Raw genomic sequence first — 16584 nt, forward strand, 5'->3', positions numbered from 1 at the left:
GAGTGTGCTCAACCACCACATGACAAAGCCCGGCAAGCCGGGCTTTCTTATTGATCATTCAGCAGCAGGAGTTGCTGTAGCAACCTCGACTTCATTCGAAACCGACAACACGTTCAATTCGTGCTGCTTGCCATCGCGCGCCGTCCAGGAAATTGACTGGCCCGGTGCAAGGCCAATCAACGCGGTGCCGATTGGCGTGAGTATGGAAATCTTTCCCTGCGCAATGTCCGCTTCGCCAGGATATACGAGCGTCACCCGACGCTCCTGTCCGTCATTGGAGCGAAACTCGACAGTAGAGCCCATGTGGATCACATCCTGCGGCAAGCGCTTTGCAGGCACGACTTTTGCCCGGTCGAGCTCGGCCATCAGTTCCTCGGCAATCTCCTCGAGACGTTCCGAAACATTGGTGGCCAACCCCATCAGGCGTTCATAGTCGATTTCGCTGACGACGATATTGGGCTTCTTGCGATTCTTTCCGCTCATGGCGAGTGCTCACTGCTGTTGAAAGGTAATAAATCTCCGTGCTGTTAGGCACGAAGCTGTTCAGATTGATTGTGGAGAAAGCGCTTATTCGAAATCCGCTTTGGACAAGCGGCGTACCGTCCCCCGGAGTTCCCCTGCGCTAGGCAGAACTCGAGGGTAGCTATCCCGTGATCGGATGAACCCGATGGAGTATGGATGCAAAACGGTTGTTCATGGCACTAAACTTGGTGATATTCCCGGCAATGTCAAGTGTAAGAACCTGCAGGACCTATATGCCGGTGGCGCTTCAGCCTTTCGATGCTATAAAAGGATGTTCCTTTTATGTTCATCAGACGGTTCGTCCTCATGGCTGACACCACTGCCCCTAACAGTCCGGAAAAAGGTGTATGCCGCGATTGCCTTGCGCCGCAAAAGACGGATACCGGCAGGCGTTGCCATGCATGCGGCAGTCCGCGTCTTCTTCGCCATCGCGAGCTTTACAGGCTCTCCCTCGCCCATATTGATTGCGATGCATTTTACGCCTCGGTCGAAAAGCGCGACAATCCGGAGTTACGGGACAAACCCCTCATTATCGGCGGCGGGAAGCGCGGCGTCGTATCGACTGCCTGCTATCTCGCCCGTATTCATGGTGTGCGGTCCGCCATGCCCATGTTCAAGGCGCTGGAAGCCTGTCCGGACGCAGTTGTCATCAAACCCAATATGGAAAAATACGCGCGCGTCGGTCGCGACGTACGGCAAATGATGCGTGACCTGACGCCTCTCGTCGAGCCACTCTCCATCGATGAGGCATTCCTGGATCTGAGCGGCACCGAGCGACTGCACAAAGCGCCCCCTGCAATCGTTCTGGCGCGCTTTGCCAAACGGGTTGAGGATGAAATAGGCATTTCCGCCTCGATAGGACTTTCTTACTGCAAATTTCTGGCCAAGGTTGCATCAGACATCGAAAAGCCGCGCGGTTTTTCTGTTATCGGCGAAGCGGAGGCATTGGCCTTTCTGCGGGACCGATCGGTCAGCACGATCTGGGGCGTCGGCAAGGCCTTTGCAGCCAAACTGGAAAGTGACGGAATCCGATCCATTGGCCAACTCCAGACGATGGAGGAAGGAACGCTCATGAAAGCCTATGGCACCATGGGCCAGCGTCTTTACCGCCTGTCGCGAGGACAGGATAGCCGCAAGGTCGAGCCTGATCACGACACGAAAAGCGTCTCGGCGGAGACGACCTTCAACAACGACCTGTCGGATGCAAATGATCTCGTTCCGGTGCTTCGCGCACTTGCCGAAAAAGTATCCCGGCGACTAAAAGCGGGCGACATAGCCGGACGCACCGTCGTCTTGAAGCTGAAAACCCGCGATTTCAAATTGCGGACCCGCAATCGCCAGCTTTCCGACCCCACCCAACTTGCAGATAGAATCTTCCGCCATGGATTGCAGCTTCTTGAAAAAGAGCTGGATGGAACGAAATTTCGTCTGCTTGGAATTGGCGTTAGCGAACTTTCTTCAAGCGACCGGGCCGATCCGCCCGATCTTGTGGACACACAGGCCACCAAACGCGCCGTCGCTGAGAATGCCATCGACCGGTTGAGGAACAAGTTCGGGGTGAGTGTTGTCGAAACAGGCTATACTTTCTCCAAGGGTAATCTGGCCCGCCCGCAAATGCCACCAGACAGAGATGAACAGCCTTGAGTTTTCTCGTCGTGGAAACCCATGGAGAAATTTTCTACATTTGCCTCTAACGGCTTGACGAGACCGGTCTGTATCAATATTGGAACGGACCAAGGCAATGCCAAGTGATTTGGCAACAGCTTTACGGAAGGCCTCGTGGCGGAGTGGTTACGCAGAGGACTGCAAATCCTTGCACCCCGGTTCGATTCCGGGCGAGGCCTCCAAATTTTATCAAATAAAATCAATAAGTTGCCAAGTTTACTATTGACACCCTAGCGGGTAACCTTGCTGCGCATTCTGCAAATTGATCCCCATAAATTACGACCGGTTACAAAAAGGTCTGGCAAATCCACCCGACACATCTGATTCCGTTTGTTGTGATGAACGAAGCAAGGTAGCGGATCGCCAGCCCGAAAAACTCACAGGCATGCTCTGTGAGCCGCCCGTCTCAAACAAGTCCCCGATTGTTCGTGGCGTTATGCTCGAGAGAGCTTTAAGCCGGCGCAGTCTGGCCCGTGGATATCAAGCCTTTCGATAGCGATTCCATTGATTGCTGGCACTAGAAGGACCTCGCGACCACAGTGCGTCGGCACCCGATACGAGCGTTGACGGTTACATAGCGTCGGATTCGGATCGGTGCCGGAAAATTCGCTTTTCCGGCACCGATATCCAGCTCTTTTCAAATTCGCTACGGCTTCAGTGACATCTGACAGTCACCTCCAGTGCTAGACGGTTCACTTCACAGTGACGTTGGAAAGCCGGCCGTTTTCAAACTGAAAAGTCGCGGTGCAAGCAGGGCCAAAACCAGTTCCTGTCCATGGCGAGATATTGAGAACATAGTCGCTGTCTTCGCCATTATATCCCTTTTCAAAGGCAACAGGAACCGAGTCGATGGTCCCAAATGATCGAATGACCTGGCATCCGCTTCCTTCTTCAAGCCAGTTGTCGGGCCCCTTGGCATTTACGACTTGTCCGTTCTCTATCCTGAAATATACGCCCGGCTGATAGCAGGACAGCGATCCGGCCGTGCCGTTCACAACGTAAAAATTCGTGCCCGGCAAATGATTCATATCCTGTATTGTATCGGTGTTGCCTGTTATCTGTTCGATCAATTCGCTCGGTAGCGAGACAGGTGGCGTCCCGGCTTTAGCCCATTCCACCAGTTTTTCCGGCGTAACATCCTCGACAGTCGTCGTGGCTTCGGTAATGCCGGTGGACGCCGTCGCGACCAACTGAGCGAGAACATCCGGGGTTTTGTTGCTGACGTTGCCGTTGCGAGGCAGGTTTCGATACTGCATTTCAACGGTTTGGCATAGTCGTGTCAGATCCTGCGCCAGCCCCAGATTAGTGGCTGAAAGCAGACCGGCAACACCGATCACCCAAAAAAGAATCTTCATCTCAATCTTTACTCCCTGTCGGCGCTTCCGCGTTGAACAGCCTTCATACATTTTTTGTCATTCCGTTCTCAAAATCATTTGGTATTTCAAGTTTTGTTCGATTTCCCAAGATTTTTTATGCAGCGCGGACCTGCGAGCCCCAGTGTTAAACCCCACCATTCCTAGCCAACCAAACCGCCCAACGGAACCCTCAGTCGTCACCCAAACCTGCGGTTGATTGAAATCAACTTCATCACTGGCTTCTTATGGTAGAGTGGCATCTCTTTATCATAATGGAACTCAACGTGGCCCATCCTCTTCTCATCGATAAAGTAGCCACAGCAATTGAACAATGTGGCTGGGAAACTGTCGACATTCTGCAAATGAATAACGTGATGGCGAAAGCAACCATCGCCGCCATTTACGATGTTCTTGTTGACCACGCTCAACAAGCAAACAGAGAAGACGTTATCGAGTGGCTGATCGCCAGTCCGATGGGAAATAAGAACTCGCAACGATAAGCGAGATTAATACAAGATTATTTAAATCCTCCAACGAGCCTCTGTTGGAGACAGGAATCAATTAACAGAGTTATCCGACCGCTGTCAGATCGAGTACTTTCGCAGTATACGAAACCGCAAGCGTCATTTACGACCGCGCTGCTGTTCAACACACTTCCTTGCGTCCTGCCCCGGAACACACTGATCCTTTTTGGAGTTCTGAAGTCGGCCCTGCTTCTGCGATTCGGACGCTTTAGGAACGTCAACGCTGTCAGGATCAGACGGCGGCCGTCCCGGTGCCGCCGGCGGGTTGCCCGGCACTTCGGGTTCCTGTGTGCCTGACTGTGTCGGCATCCCCGATTCCTGGGCGAAAGACACACTCGAAAAGCTTAACAGTAGCGCCATAAGGACTGAAAGTTTCATTTTTTCACTCCGACAGTTGGACCAATAGTAGGTTCAACGAAATTCGGAGTGAAAATGTTCCTCACCTGAAGCGGTTGGACGCTCGCTACCACTATGTCTAGAAAGTCAAAGGAACACCAAGTTCCTTTTCACACTGGGTCAAATCCTCGGAAAATTTCGTCAGCAAAGGATCGTAGTCTGGTTCATCAGTGCTGTCGCTTTTAACGTACTCGGATATTGTCTGCGAAACTTTCATGAGAGAGTCAGCAGCGACGTCACAACTTACGAATGCCTTATACTCAGTGGAGCTTGCATTCCCGCCTGCGGCTTGTCGCCAGTCAGATTGTGCACGTGCGACGGGAGTCGTCACCTTTTCTTCCATCGCGACGCCCAGCTCCCTGGATCGCCCATCGGAACTCTCTCCCAGTTCGATATAAGTCATCATCCCCGAAACGACGGCTTTATGAAGCGTCAACGCATCTTCTTTCGCACCAGCAAAAGCCGGAGATACGGAAACCAAGGCTAAATTCATAACAATAAAACTAGATGCCAAACGCATAAATCACTCCCGGACAATGTAGCGCTCGAACTTATACCGATGAGCGGACCTAGCGCAAATCCGCCGCTTGCTCAGACGTTTTTAGTGGGACGCGCATACTGGTTATCGAAACAGATAACGGCTCAGCTATGGGCACCCTTAGCGCCAGGCTGACATGTCAGGCTTATGACGTGCCGCTCAGGCTTCCTTAACAGAGTCGTTTGAGCATACGGCTGTCTGCTTCAATGAAGCAGAACGATGAGTGCGGTTGCGCAGGAAAACGAATACGACGACGAAATTGAGATGGTTCTTGCCTACCACAAAGGCGACGCGCGGGCCGCGATAGAGGCGCTTCTCAAAGATCGGGATTTTCTCGTTAAAGAGGTCGCAATAGCCAGCATGCTGTCAGTCACGGCTATACCCGAGGCTGGAAGCCGACGGTGTTCGTGAAATGAGCGGCAGATCCCGCGGTGAGCCCCCGAAGACTCTCATCAATAAGGAATACCCTTTTCAGGTCGTTTTGTATTTGACGGATGAGCTACGTCGAGCGCTTTCGGACGTAATTGCGGAAGAACGTCGGCTAGGGGCCTATCACCTTCATGGATATCAATATCATGAAGACTATCATTTCTCGATCGTGAAATTCGCGACGCAGGAAGGCCAGGGGGAATTCATTCGGCTATACGGCGGTGTGCCCTACGACACGACGGACAAGAAATCCAAGCCGTGGGAGACGTACTTTGATCGATGAAAATACGACCTCCTTTTCTGCAAGAAATGCCAGCGTCGACACGGATCATGGATCTAGTCCAGTGGTACGAACTATATGGTTATTGCTGTCGCTGCGGACATATCGGGTCGGTGGATCGGATGATCCTTCTTAGAAAGTTCGGCACACATAATCATGTCCTCGAGCGCCAACACCGAGCTAGGCATTCACAGGCCTTGCGGCGGCGGTAAGCCAGCAGCTTTAGCTGCGTCTACCTTCGCAGGCTCGGGACGTGCCCGAACCTTCCCGCCCTGCGGGTGTACGACATGTTCAATAACCAACCCAAGCGCTTCGACTTCCTCGCGGAACTTGTCGTAGGCATATCGGTCGTAGGCGATAGCTTGAATGTCAAAGGCTTGGTCGAGTTGCTGCACCCGCGAGGCCACGAAATCATATCGAATTCGCTTCCCAGGCGGGGCATTCAACCAGCCCTGTTTTACCCAAAGCGCATACGGGGCTTTATCGGCCTGTTCTCGCGCCTCCAGAGTATCAGCTGGCGTCCAAGCCTCCACCCACGCATCAAACGTCGGCAGATTGACTGTAGATCCGTCTTTTGGTGACGGTTGTGGTCGTAGACGAAGGCGCGCGTGCGGTTGCGTGCCATGTGTGCTCCTCGTGTTGATTGCGGTGTGCCGTTGGTAGCGGCAAGAGGAGTGTGGGATGTCACAATAAATGTGGTGTTAATGGCTGATGCCGCCCGGCAACTATTTTCGGCCTGGCCTCAAATCAGGTTGTGTTTTGAGAATCCTAAAAGCAGGAAAAGTGCGCACTTCTCAAATTACGAGAACTGCGCGCCGCGCGCTTTGTGCGTAAGTTTCTATATAAGAACTCTTACGCACCAAAAGCAGCGTGCATTTGCGAACTTCTTTTAGGGTTTTTCGAGAAGTGCGCAAGAAGAAGTGAGCAGTATCAGAAGTTGTATTTTGATTGTGACAGAAGGTTGTAAATTAGGCCGGAATCGCTCTGCGTGCCTCTTGCGCCGGAGTGAGACTCGAGGTTCAACAGCCGTTGTCTTATTAAGGGTGGCACGGATGAAAACGATATTCCTTGCGGTCGGTGTATTGCTTATGGCGGCCTCAAAAAGCGGCAGCCAAAACACATCAATTTATCCATCTGCGACCGTGCACAAAGAAGAGTTTCTTTTGTACCTGTCCATCGCGCTTGTCGCGAAAGAAGGCTGCGAAAACTATGAAGTCAATTCGCAATACGTGAACGGCTATATTGACGCCTCGGGGATAGAACCAAAGAGCGACCCATTGCTGCTCGTTCTCCTGGAGCAATCACGCACAGATATTGCTAAAGACAAAACAAACTACTGCAGGAACGCACGATCTTTGTCATTGCCACGACCACTAGATCAACGTGCCGTTCCCATCAGACAAAATTAAGTAGGAAACTCGAAATTGCCATCCGACCCCTCTCAAGATATAAGTTGATTGTTTTGGCGCGCTTGTTAACAGATCAAATAAAAGAAGATTACGGTTTTGCGATGAAAAGAACAATTATTACTTTATTGATACTGTTTTTCTCTAAACCAGTATTAGCAGAAGATTCAGTACCGAGGTTCAATCCGGGTGTGTCTCGGGATGAGTATATGACAAACCTTGCAGACTCCTTTGCAGCCCTCGTTTATTGCCCTTCTCTCGACCTGAATAATGAATATATTGATAGCTTGGGCGAGGGGCTTGAGAACATTAAGCCTATGCAAGACGCAACATTTACAAGCGCATGAACTTATCTATGAACTATGGGGCAATGGACATAGAGCGTTTTTGCGATAATGCGATTGAACGCTTCCATAAAGATACTATGCCAAATCCATCAGTTGCCCCATTTTTGAAAAATTTGGACGAGTAGCATCTCTAATATGAAAAAACTGCTGCTCTATGGCGGGACTTATTGAACGCAGCAATAGCTGGCTGTAAACTTTGTCTGCGCTTAGCCAAGCCGGAAGGAAAGACTTGGCAAGTGGATCAGCTGGGGCCGGCTTGCCGGCAGACGGGTTTCTTCCGCCCTCCCAGCACCAATCATTGTATGAGGTTACTGTTTGGTGTTAATCGGCTTCCGCTTTTTAGCCCATAGAGGCCATATATGATCGCCGCCTATGTTTCATCTGCCGCCGTTGGCGTGGCGCCTATCTCTTATTGAGGCGTCGTCCGAGTAGAACTCGTCTCATCATCTCCGCCTGTGTCTTCTTGGCACTGTGCGCAATTTTCAGTGTTTGGTTCCTTAATACAGGCGAGACTTACGGCATTATGGGCAAGAACGGCATCACTCCCGATTGGTCGCGGCAATAAAAAAGCGGAGCCGAAGCCCCGCTTTTCAAAAACTTAGCATTAACTTACTAGCCTATCGGGTTTAGAACTTCGCGCCGACCCGCAGTGCAAATGCGTGGTCGCGCGCGTCCGTGCCGCCGAAGCCGGTTTGGTACTCCACACCTGTAGTCCAGGCATTATTGAAGCTGAAATCGAGCGACAGGCCCACATTGGCGCTATCGCTGCTCTCGCCTTCAACATCGAGTGCATACGGAAGCCCACCCAGCGCGCTATATCCCATGGCGGCCCGGCTGGAGCCTTGGAAATCATGAGCATATTCGGCGCGGACACCAGGGGTCAGACGCCCCCATGTGTAGTCGATGGAGTAATTGGCGCGCAACCCGACCACACCCGTGACAGTGTCCAAGGTCTGATCGCCATAGGTCAGCCGGTAGATACTGTCGCCACCTTCCGAATAGCCATCGAGCCAGGAGCGCGACATTTCCACCCGGCCATAAGGAGAGACCAGCCATGCTTCTTGGCGAAATTCATAAGCAGCTGTCAGCGATCCAAACAATTGATAGCCATCACGTCTTCCGTCGATCAAACTGCCGTCTGCCGTGATGAAACGGGTGGAGTCAAAATCCAGAATGCTGCCGCCTACAAGCGCATCGATATAGAAATTGTCGATCGGTTTGAAGCTACCATAAATCGCAGCGCTATAGGCATTGGCGCGGCTTTCCGTGCTATTTTCGCCAATATCTGTGCGATCCCGCCCGTATCCAACACCGAAGCCCGCCACGAAGCGTTCCGAGAACCGGTAGTCGATGCCGCCACTCACGCCGACAAGCGTATAGTCCAGGTCGAGCTTGCCGCCATCGCGCTGACCGAAGTTCACAAAGCCGCTGCTCCAGAATGCGAATGGTCCAAGATCTGGATCTATGGAGGACGCAGGCTGCTCCAGGTCTTTCAGCCCAACAGCCTTGCCCGGAAAGCTATCGCGCTTTTCGGGGGCATAGCCGAGTGTTGAAATCTCCGCAGACGATGCTGACGCAGAGGGATTGCCTGGGTCTTCCGTTAGCTGTGCCGACGATGAACCACCAAGCCGTACACCGAGACTGGACTTCCGTCGGTCGCCTTCATCATGCAACTGCTCAAGCCGGTTTTGGAAATTCCGGGTTTGAACCTGCGCAAAGCGTCGTGCGGCACTTGTCTGCGCGTTCAACAAGCCGACCACTTCGGGATCGAGCGTCGGGTCGGTGAAAACCATGGCCGCACGGTTGACCACAACCGTGTAGCTGCGATTGGCCCCACTTGGCGCAGTTACGACAATAGAAACCGTGTTCGCACCAATAGTCAGCCCTATAGGAGCACTATGACTTCCAGACGCAACGCTGCCCCCTGCAACGGTTACCCGGGCGGAGGGATCGGAAATGGTTGGCAAGAAGGAAACGCTCTCGACCGTGTTTTCAACATTGAGGGAATAGCTGACTGTTTCTTTGTCAAATGCCGGATCTAGCGATCCCACACTGGGAACGAGTCCGGCAAGCGTTGCATCCCCTGACGCAATGCGCGTGACATTCACTGTATAGCTGCGTGTCGTTCCATTTTGCGCAGTGACGACAACCGTCAGCGTCGTATTGCCGATACCCACGGGAATGGCACTGCTCGCACTACCGGACGCAACGGGTGCTCCGTTGACTGTGATTGTTGCTGTCGGATCAGCAGAAGTGGGCGTCAATTCCAACGATGATGTTTCGGTTGAAACCGCCAGCACGTAATTCGTAGCGCTCGACGAAAATGCCGGCTCAAGCGATCCAACGCTCGGAACAAGGCCTACCAGATCGGCATTACCGGACTGCGCGCGGATGACATTGACGGTATAAGTCTTCGTTGTGGTTCCATCCTGCGCGGTAACAGTCGTCGTAACGGTGTTGCTCCCCGCCACTAATGGAATTACCGCACTGGACGTTCCGTTCGGCGTTGGAGACCCGTTGACGACGACCGTTGCGTTAATATCTGCAAGAGATGGTATGAACGAAATGTTTTCGACATCATTTGCGACATTCAACGTATATGAGCTCGTGTTGGGGGCAAAGGCAGGCACTAAAGTACCTGCGCTGGGAATGAGGTTTTGCAAGTCTGGGTTTGGTAAAGGATTCAGTGTAAGAGACAGCGTATTGGAACTAACGTTACCATTTCCTGCCACGTTGACGACAGATCCGGCTTCTACTTGCAGTACGGTTGCGCCTACCCCCGACATTGTAACAATAAAAGTATAGGTGATATTGTCTGCAGTAGTCAGGGAGTGTGCAGCAGCGCTCGCTGTCCCGACAATAGACATGTCGATATCTGCTATGGTGAAGCCGGTTACCGGCTCGGAAAAAGTTGCTGTAACGGTTTTTATGTTGTCATACGAAGAGGAAGTGGATGAAAGAACAACCGTTGGTCTTACCGTATTGACCATCACTCCTGATAAAACACCGACATTATTTAGAGTAAGTTGAGCTGCATCACCTACGTTGTTGCTAATGGAACCACCGTTGACCGCCAACGCGCCAAGAGCAATTCCGTCCATATCCATGTCACCGGACTGGACAGTATAAGAAAATATGAGGACGTTTGTACCACTGCCGGTCGCATAGACCGCTTGCTTCGTTTCTGAGCCGATAGTAACTGACAATGAAGGTGCGCCAGTGACAAATACAGGTTGGTCAAAATTTACGGAAAAATTAAGCATTGAGCCAGCGTTGTAATAGCCGTTAGCTGGAACAATAACTGACGATACTCTCGGTACGGTTGCTGAAATCGTGAAATTAGCTGAGCTTTCGGAGTACTCGTAGGGGGGATTGACATCTGAGGCCCGAAAGAGAAAGGTATCGGCACCGACAAATTCTGCATTAGGTGTATAAGTAAAATTTCCGTCGGCATTGACTACAACAGTTCCATTAGCTGGCGCGGTCACCAGACTGAACGAAGCTGTAGCCCCCACGGCCGTCAATTTACCGGAAATTGCTGTATTCTTTGAACTACTGAAGTATTGCGGCGAAGTCACCGGAGCAGCATAGGCGGATACGAGGGATAAAAGAACACTCATTAGTCCTAGAAAGGCAATCAAACACTGGTTTGATCTAAAAAAGCCACTCGCACCAATCGTCCCCATTGTCCTTGCTTGCCCCCCGCCGCATCGAATAACTATTGTTCTATTCTCACTAAAATAGATCGGCGACAAGAGGGTTACCGGTTGCAAAGATACAAAAAGAAATACGGCAAGTGCCGTATTTCCTAAACCGCCCTCACAAACGATGTCGTTTTCCGCTGTACTGGATCGCGCTCCTCGACCTTCGCCAGGAAACCTTCCTTGAATAGTGCCATGGTAATAAGGCTGGCCCGCTTCTTCTGCACCTCGTCGTCATTATCCAGCCCAAGCGCATAAGCCACGGCGTGCCCAACCCAATCCTTGGCCTGCCGTGCCTGCTTATACATGCCGCCGTTTACAGCGCGACGGATAGCTTCTTTTTGTTCATCGGTCAGGCCTTCGGCCACTTCCTCGCTGGACGGCCAATGCCATTCCGTCACTACGGGCGCATGGTCCTGCGGCTGCGTCAGGCCGCGGCCATTGCCCAGCGCCACGCTTTCGATATGTCGCCAGTCCAACCGGTGTGAGAGCGGCGTAAGGTTCGACTTGCCGTATGTGATCGAGAAATAGCCGAACCGATCCATGCCGGGAATGCCAGCCTCATTGGCCTGAGCTTCCGGCATGCGGTTAAGCACGCGCACGGAACGCGCCGCACCGATCAGAGCCACATCCGCTCAAGGCATTCTCGGAGGGTCTATCGCTTGTGAGTTCACAGTAGCACTCTGGTCCGCAGAAGTTTGCCAACCCGTCAATACGACCGCGTGGTTCAGGGTGATGTTCGGAGTTGTGAAGTCCGGTGACGGATGGCGCAATGCATCCGTCGTCGTTGTCGTAGGCCATGCGTCACCACGAGCACACGCATGTCGGGCCAGTCTTCGATCAGTTCCTTGCAGATCGTACCCAGCACGAGGCTCTTGCCGCCGCCCGTCGGAAGCACGATAAGAGGCGAGCCGGGTTGTTCGCGCCAGTAGTCGTAAAGGCCGTCAACCGCGGCGCGTTGATAGTCGCGTAAGGTTAGCATTTGGGGGCGTTACCTTGTTTGGGAAAAAGTTGACTTTGCCTCATGGATTTTAGGCGGTGTAATAATCGCATATAGCGGGGTCTGCGGATTGATATTTGGGTGGGTATTATCCGGATCGCCTTCGTTTATAGAGGCGATAATCACCATGACAAAAGACTATGGAACAGTAGTTTCTGGCGCTTCTGTTCTGGTTGCTATTGTAGTTGCCTCTCAACAGTTACAGATGACCATTAAACACAACAAAACAGCCATCCGATCAAATAACCTTGAAAGAACCATTATTATTCAACAAGTTAAAGCGATGTTTCAACGAATTATTAATTTGTGTGAGAAGACTGACATACGTTCGAAGGCTTTGCTAGAAACAACTGAGAGAGAATACATGGCCTTAAGCACTCAAGCGCCACCACTTATTCTCGAAAACTTGCGCGCTGTTGAGGGTAGTTATGTAAAAGCATATCAATCGGAACTGGACAAATTACCCCCGCATATTCATCAAGAGATGTATGCTCACTGCAAATCTCACGCTGAAAAAATGATCTTTCGGTTGGAGCAGTTTGAGGAAACAATTGCCGAATACCTGAACGCTAACTAATGATGTTTGCCCCATCCACCCAAATCTCACCCGTCGCCATTCGGTATGTAACGGTCTCCGCAACCTCGTCCGCATCGATCTGCTCGCCATTTATCAGTCCCGGTAGATAGAGGTGAGCCGGGCAGCCGTCGCGTTGCTCGTCGATCGACAAAGGCTTGTTCCAACGCGCGCATGACATGTGGCAGTCACCGCCATGCTCGGGCTGAACGTGGAGGCAGGTGCGGCAGTTGACGCGCGGCTGACGCGATCGAGAATGGCACCAGCGTCGAAGCCTTCCGCAGCGCCATGTTCGACAAGATGATCGAGCGCCAGAACCAGAGCCCAACTTTCCCGCATGTGGAGACGCGCGGCCTGGGCGGAAGTGACGACGCAAACGATGCACGCATTGAAGCGTTGGCCTGCCGTATGAGCGGCGAGAAGCCTTCCGAGCGTGCCCGCCAGTACATGTCATGGACCCTTGAGCAGCACGCCCGTGCATCGCTGGAGGCCGCTGGCGTGAACACGCGCAATCTGTCGCGAGATGAGGTCTTTGTCGGCGGACGTCAGCGGAGCTACGCCATGCACACCACAAGCGATTTCCCGCTCCTGCTGCAGTCGGCAGGCGAGCGCGTTCTGCTGGCGCAGTACGAAGCCGCACAGTCTCCGATCAAGCAGCGCCTTTGCCGCTCGACCACCATGTCGGACTTCCGCAAGGCGCAGAAAATCAAGATCGGCGATATCGATACGCTGGCACCGTTGAATGAAGCCGGTGAGATCAAGGCCACCACGCGTGGCGAGGCCGGCGAGTCCTACGGTCTCAAGACCTTCGCTCGCATCTTCAGCCTGTCACGCAATGCGATGATCAACGACGATCTCGGGGGGCTGGCGGACTGGTCGCGCGCTGCTGGACGTGCCGCTGCCGAGACTGAAAATCAGGTTGTCGTGAACCTGCTGTTGTCCAATCCGAAGGTTGGAGAAGACGATACGGCGCTATTCCACGCCAATCACAAAAACCTCGCTGCCGCTGGTGCGCCTCTGAGCGTTGAAAGCCTGTCTGAGGCCCGTAAGGCCATGCGGAAGCAGAAGGCATTCGGCGGCAAGCTTCCCGCCGGCGTGACGCCCGCATTCCTGCTCGTCGGTCCTGAATTGGAAACCGACGCCGAGAAGATCCTCGCGACTCTGGCAGCGACGTCCTCGAGCGACGTCAACCCCTTCAGCAACCGTCTCGAGCTCCTGGTCGAGCCGCGCATCGAGGACAAGAGCTGGTACGTGTTCGCTTCGCCTACGAATGCAGCCATCATCGAATGGGCGCACCTGTCGAGTGCGCAAGGGCCGCAAATCGCTTACCGCGAAGGCTTCGAGACCCTTGGCGCTGATTTCCGCGTGCATCTCGACTTCGGCGCAGGCGTGATCGATTTCCGCGGCGCATACAAGAACCCCGGCGTCGAACCCGACGAGGCCTAAGCCGGGCTGAGATTCCCCGTCATCAAGAGCGGGAGGGGATAGGAGGGAAGCCACATGGTCTTACCCTCCGCCAGTGTGGTGAGCTGGCACTCCGAAAATCACCCCACAGCCTGCCCCGATTGCTTCCGGGGCGTAGGCGAGTAGCCCCGAGAGGGTCACATCCGGGGGACCACTGCCCACAAGGCCCCTGGACCCGCTGGAGAGATACAGCGGAGCGCGGGTGGCATCTCCGGCCCCTCACGGTTGCTTTCCCGTGGGGGGCATTCTCTTCCCCGAAAGGATTTCCCAATGGCTATTTTCGACCGCCTGGACCGCGCCGTAAGCCGCACGGTCGACAGGACATACGCAATTCGGTTCGAGGGTCACCCGCAGGCGTCAAACCCAAACGGTAGGTCGGGACCGGACCCACAGCGGGAAGTCTGGCTGGGCAAAGGCGTCCTTGAGGAATCGCCGCAGTACGACTCTATCGAGATCGGAAAGCGTGACCGTGCTGGCAACGACCTGAGAGCGATCCACGCCGGACAAAGCATCAAGCTTTCCGTCGACAAGAACCGCTATCCGCAGGCAGCGAGCGCCCGGCAGAGGGATCGCATCCGCCTGGACGACCTTCGTGTGTTCGAGGTCGTGACGATTAAGCCCGACGGGATGACCCGGGTCGTTTTCGTGCTTGTCGAGTTGAAGTGAGCCGGGCGTAGATCAGCCGCCGCAGATCAGCGTAGATTCTCGCCGTAGATCACCCAGGGGGGCCCGCTATGGAGCCAGCCGATTCAGGAGCTTCGAACGCATGACCCGCACGATCACGGTGCGGTTCGCGTGGATGATGGTCGGATTCGTCGTCGCCGCTTATGCGATTATTCGGCTGAATTAGCCCTGATCGGGCGGAACATTTGGTTATGAATGAAGTTATGCAGAGCGGCCCATGTGGTCGCTTCTTTCGTTATAAATCAATAGCTTACGTGAAGAAAGTGGCTCCCCGGGCCGGATTCGAACCAGCGACCAACCGGTTAACAGCCGGTTGCTCTACCGCTGAGCTACCGGGGAACAGGTGCTCGTTGCGTCAGCGAGGTGGCGTATAGCAAAAGGATTTCGCCTTTGCAAAGGGCTAAATCCATTTTTTTTCATCTTTTTGCATTCTGCCCTCGAAACCCTATATTCTCTGGGAGATTTTCCGCCTGTGAATTGTAACATATCAGCCTGAGAGACGACCCAGTGAGTGATCAGTACGCCGAAATGCCCCGAAAAAAAGCCCTTGTGATTCTTGGTCGGCGAATCCCCATGCCGCAATCTGTCATGATGCGTCGTATGCTTGGCGGCTCACTCGTAGTGGGCGGGTCTCTGGGGTTTCTTCCGATTCTAGGCTTCTGGATGCTTCCCCTTGGACTTATCGTTCTGTCGCACGATTCTCACCGCGTCCGTCGCTGGCGCCGCCGAAGTGAAATTCACATCTGGCGCAAATGGTTGAAGCGGAAGCCAACCGACACGCCAACTGCTCGGTGAATCAACATCCAGACGAAGCAAGCACCGACGGGTCAGCACCTGGAATTGAATTCGGGTCTATTTGCGCAGCTCGCCCGGGGTGAGCTGCCGATATTTCCGCAAAGCTGTGGTTAGGTGGCTCTGGCTGGAAAAGCTCAAATGGCGCGCAATATCTCGTATCGACATAGATGTCTTTTTAAGCAGCCGCTCGGCTTCATCGAGTTTTAGCCCCATCAGGTACTGATGAGGTGTCTGTCCGAAACTATTGCGAAAGGACGTTGAAAAATGGCCCGCCGAAATTCCGACCAAATCAGCCATATCCCGGACCGAAACAGGCTGATGAAAATTCTGGGAGAGGTATGTTTCAATACGATGGCACGCCAACTTGCTGAGTCCAGCTTTGCTATCAGTGGAAATTCGATTGCCCGGTGCACTGCGAGCTATCGTATGCATGAGGACCAAACCAAGAGCGCGCAGATAAGGCTCATCCCCCTCACCTCGCAGGCGGATTTCATCCCAGATCATATTTGATATCGGCACGCATTCTTTACATAGGAACCTTGCAGCACTTCCAAAGTTCTTGATCTCGTGCTTCCAAATATTCTCGAAAAAAACGTCCCGAAGAAGCTGTCCATCAAAATGCCCTATCAATACTTCTGCGGGCTCGGGCCAATCGATTGTCAATTTCACGAAAGCCGGAATGATAAACACGGTACCGGTCGGGCAGTCGGAATTCTCGCCATCCCGGCCAGAACAACACCACCTCAGATTGCGAACCTGTTCTCTGAAGACGAGGAAAGTCGTCCCGCTTGCGCGATAATTGACCGGCCCGATCTGCGTAGTGGTGCAGGTGAAGCCCCATCTAGTCCCGCTCATATGTGGTTCATACACAACCATTCCTCAGCCCCATCCCAGAGAATATTCA

18 protein-coding genes, 2 tRNA genes and 1 pseudogene are annotated in these 16584 nt (G+C 53.2%); 11 read left to right on the top strand and 10 right to left on the bottom strand.

The window, feature by feature from the left end:
* Positions 1-54 precede the first annotated feature (54 nt).
* Positions 55-483, bottom strand: coding sequence for a nucleoside diphosphate kinase regulator (gene rnk, locus ABWW28_RS09620; protein ID WP_025090179.1), 429 nt, complete (start codon positions 481-483; stop codon positions 55-57).
* Between the two features lie 345 nt (positions 484-828).
* Here rnk and ABWW28_RS09625 point away from each other — a divergent pair, with 345 nt between their 5' ends.
* Entirely contained in the window at positions 829-2166 is a 1338-nt protein-coding gene (locus ABWW28_RS09625) for a DNA polymerase IV (RefSeq protein WP_176587711.1), read from the top strand.
* A 129-nt stretch (positions 2167-2295) separates the two neighbouring features.
* Positions 2296-2369: transfer RNA gene (locus ABWW28_RS09630), tRNA-Cys, on the top strand.
* A gap of 510 nt (positions 2370-2879) precedes the next feature.
* On the opposite strand, the gene ABWW28_RS09635 is transcribed toward ABWW28_RS09630, so the two are convergent.
* The gene (locus ABWW28_RS09635) at positions 2880-3542 is read right to left on the bottom strand and encodes a hypothetical protein (RefSeq protein WP_176587710.1); all 663 of its coding nucleotides are present in this window, start codon (positions 3540-3542) and stop codon (positions 2880-2882) included.
* Positions 3543-3826: 284 nt separating this feature from the next.
* Between ABWW28_RS09635 and ABWW28_RS09640 the strand changes: the two genes are divergently transcribed.
* Complete coding sequence (locus ABWW28_RS09640; protein WP_176587709.1) at positions 3827-4042, top strand: hypothetical protein; 216 nt, start codon at positions 3827-3829, stop codon at positions 4040-4042.
* A gap of 499 nt (positions 4043-4541) precedes the next feature.
* On the opposite strand, the gene ABWW28_RS09645 is transcribed toward ABWW28_RS09640, so the two are convergent.
* Positions 4542-4982, bottom strand: coding sequence for a hypothetical protein (locus tag ABWW28_RS09645; protein WP_176587708.1), 441 nt, complete (start codon positions 4980-4982; stop codon positions 4542-4544).
* A 237-nt stretch (positions 4983-5219) separates the two neighbouring features.
* Here ABWW28_RS09645 and ABWW28_RS09650 point away from each other — a divergent pair.
* Positions 5220-5416: pseudogene (locus ABWW28_RS09650) on the top strand (hypothetical protein).
* Positions 5413-5712, top strand: coding sequence for a hypothetical protein (locus ABWW28_RS09655; RefSeq protein ID WP_353390887.1), 300 nt, complete (start codon positions 5413-5415; stop codon positions 5710-5712). The pseudogene ABWW28_RS09650 and the gene ABWW28_RS09655 overlap by 4 nt, the downstream one beginning before the upstream one ends.
* 185 nt (positions 5713-5897) lie before the next feature.
* Here ABWW28_RS09655 and ABWW28_RS09660 read toward each other — a convergent pair whose 3' ends face one another.
* Entirely contained in the window at positions 5898-6242 is a 345-nt protein-coding gene (locus tag ABWW28_RS09660; protein ID WP_176587707.1) for a hypothetical protein, read from the bottom strand.
* 519 nt (positions 6243-6761) lie between these two features.
* Between ABWW28_RS09660 and ABWW28_RS09665 the strand changes: the two genes are divergently transcribed.
* The gene (locus tag ABWW28_RS09665) at positions 6762-7118 is read left to right on the top strand and encodes a hypothetical protein (protein ID WP_113476994.1); all 357 of its coding nucleotides are present in this window, start codon (positions 6762-6764) and stop codon (positions 7116-7118) included.
* Between the two features lie 44 nt (positions 7119-7162).
* Positions 7163-7462, top strand: coding sequence for a hypothetical protein (locus ABWW28_RS09670; RefSeq protein ID WP_176587706.1), 300 nt, complete (start codon positions 7163-7165; stop codon positions 7460-7462).
* Between the two features lie 626 nt (positions 7463-8088).
* On the opposite strand, the gene ABWW28_RS09675 is transcribed toward ABWW28_RS09670, so the two are convergent.
* The 3 genes from ABWW28_RS09675 to ABWW28_RS09685 all read right to left on the bottom strand — a co-directional run bounded on the left by ABWW28_RS09675 (position 8089) and on the right by ABWW28_RS09685 (position 12145).
* The gene (locus tag ABWW28_RS09675) at positions 8089-11082 is read right to left on the bottom strand and encodes an autotransporter domain-containing protein (RefSeq protein ID WP_353390890.1); all 2994 of its coding nucleotides are present in this window, start codon (positions 11080-11082) and stop codon (positions 8089-8091) included.
* Positions 11083-11270: 188 nt separating this feature from the next.
* Complete coding sequence (locus ABWW28_RS09680; RefSeq protein ID WP_313011543.1) at positions 11271-11792, bottom strand: ATPase; 522 nt, start codon at positions 11790-11792, stop codon at positions 11271-11273.
* A 98-nt stretch (positions 11793-11890) separates the two neighbouring features.
* Entirely contained in the window at positions 11891-12145 is a 255-nt protein-coding gene (locus ABWW28_RS09685) for a DEAD/DEAH box helicase family protein (RefSeq protein ID WP_247886188.1), read from the bottom strand.
* A gap of 145 nt (positions 12146-12290) precedes the next feature.
* Between ABWW28_RS09685 and ABWW28_RS09690 the strand changes: the two genes are divergently transcribed.
* A complete protein-coding gene (locus tag ABWW28_RS09690; RefSeq protein WP_176587704.1) occupies positions 12291-12740 on the top strand; it encodes a hypothetical protein in 450 nt (149 codons plus the stop codon).
* On the opposite strand, the gene ABWW28_RS09695 is transcribed toward ABWW28_RS09690, so the two are convergent.
* On the bottom strand, positions 12733-12918 hold the full coding sequence (locus tag ABWW28_RS09695) for a hypothetical protein (RefSeq protein ID WP_353390892.1): 186 nt from the start codon (positions 12916-12918) through the stop codon (positions 12733-12735). The genes ABWW28_RS09690 and ABWW28_RS09695 overlap by 8 nt on opposite strands.
* A gap of 107 nt (positions 12919-13025) precedes the next feature.
* On the opposite strand from ABWW28_RS09695, the gene ABWW28_RS09700 reads away from it, so the two are divergent.
* Both ABWW28_RS09700 and ABWW28_RS09705 read left to right on the top strand, forming a co-directional pair.
* A complete protein-coding gene (locus ABWW28_RS09700; RefSeq protein WP_176587703.1) occupies positions 13026-14183 on the top strand; it encodes a phage major capsid protein in 1158 nt (385 codons plus the stop codon).
* A 288-nt stretch (positions 14184-14471) separates the two neighbouring features.
* Positions 14472-14867 (top strand): hypothetical protein, encoded by a 396-nt coding sequence (locus ABWW28_RS09705; protein ID WP_176587702.1) that lies wholly within the window; start codon positions 14472-14474, stop codon positions 14865-14867.
* A 282-nt stretch (positions 14868-15149) separates the two neighbouring features.
* On the opposite strand, the gene ABWW28_RS09710 is transcribed toward ABWW28_RS09705, so the two are convergent.
* A tRNA-Asn gene (locus tag ABWW28_RS09710) sits at positions 15150-15224 on the bottom strand.
* A gap of 189 nt (positions 15225-15413) precedes the next feature.
* Between ABWW28_RS09710 and ABWW28_RS09715 the strand changes: the two genes are divergently transcribed.
* The gene (locus ABWW28_RS09715; RefSeq protein ID WP_210268871.1) at positions 15414-15680 is read left to right on the top strand and encodes a hypothetical protein; all 267 of its coding nucleotides are present in this window, start codon (positions 15414-15416) and stop codon (positions 15678-15680) included.
* Positions 15681-15737: 57 nt separating this feature from the next.
* Here ABWW28_RS09715 and ABWW28_RS09720 read toward each other — a convergent pair whose 3' ends face one another.
* Positions 15738-16535: an AraC family transcriptional regulator gene (locus tag ABWW28_RS09720; protein WP_247886187.1), complete on the bottom strand. Its 798-nt coding sequence runs from the start codon at positions 16533-16535 to the stop codon at positions 15738-15740.
* Between the last annotated feature and the right edge of the window lie 49 nt (positions 16536-16584).

The organism is Brucella sp. NBRC 14130 (genome assembly GCF_040371715.1).
Classification (GTDB): domain Bacteria; phylum Pseudomonadota; class Alphaproteobacteria; order Rhizobiales; family Rhizobiaceae; genus Brucella; species Brucella intermedia.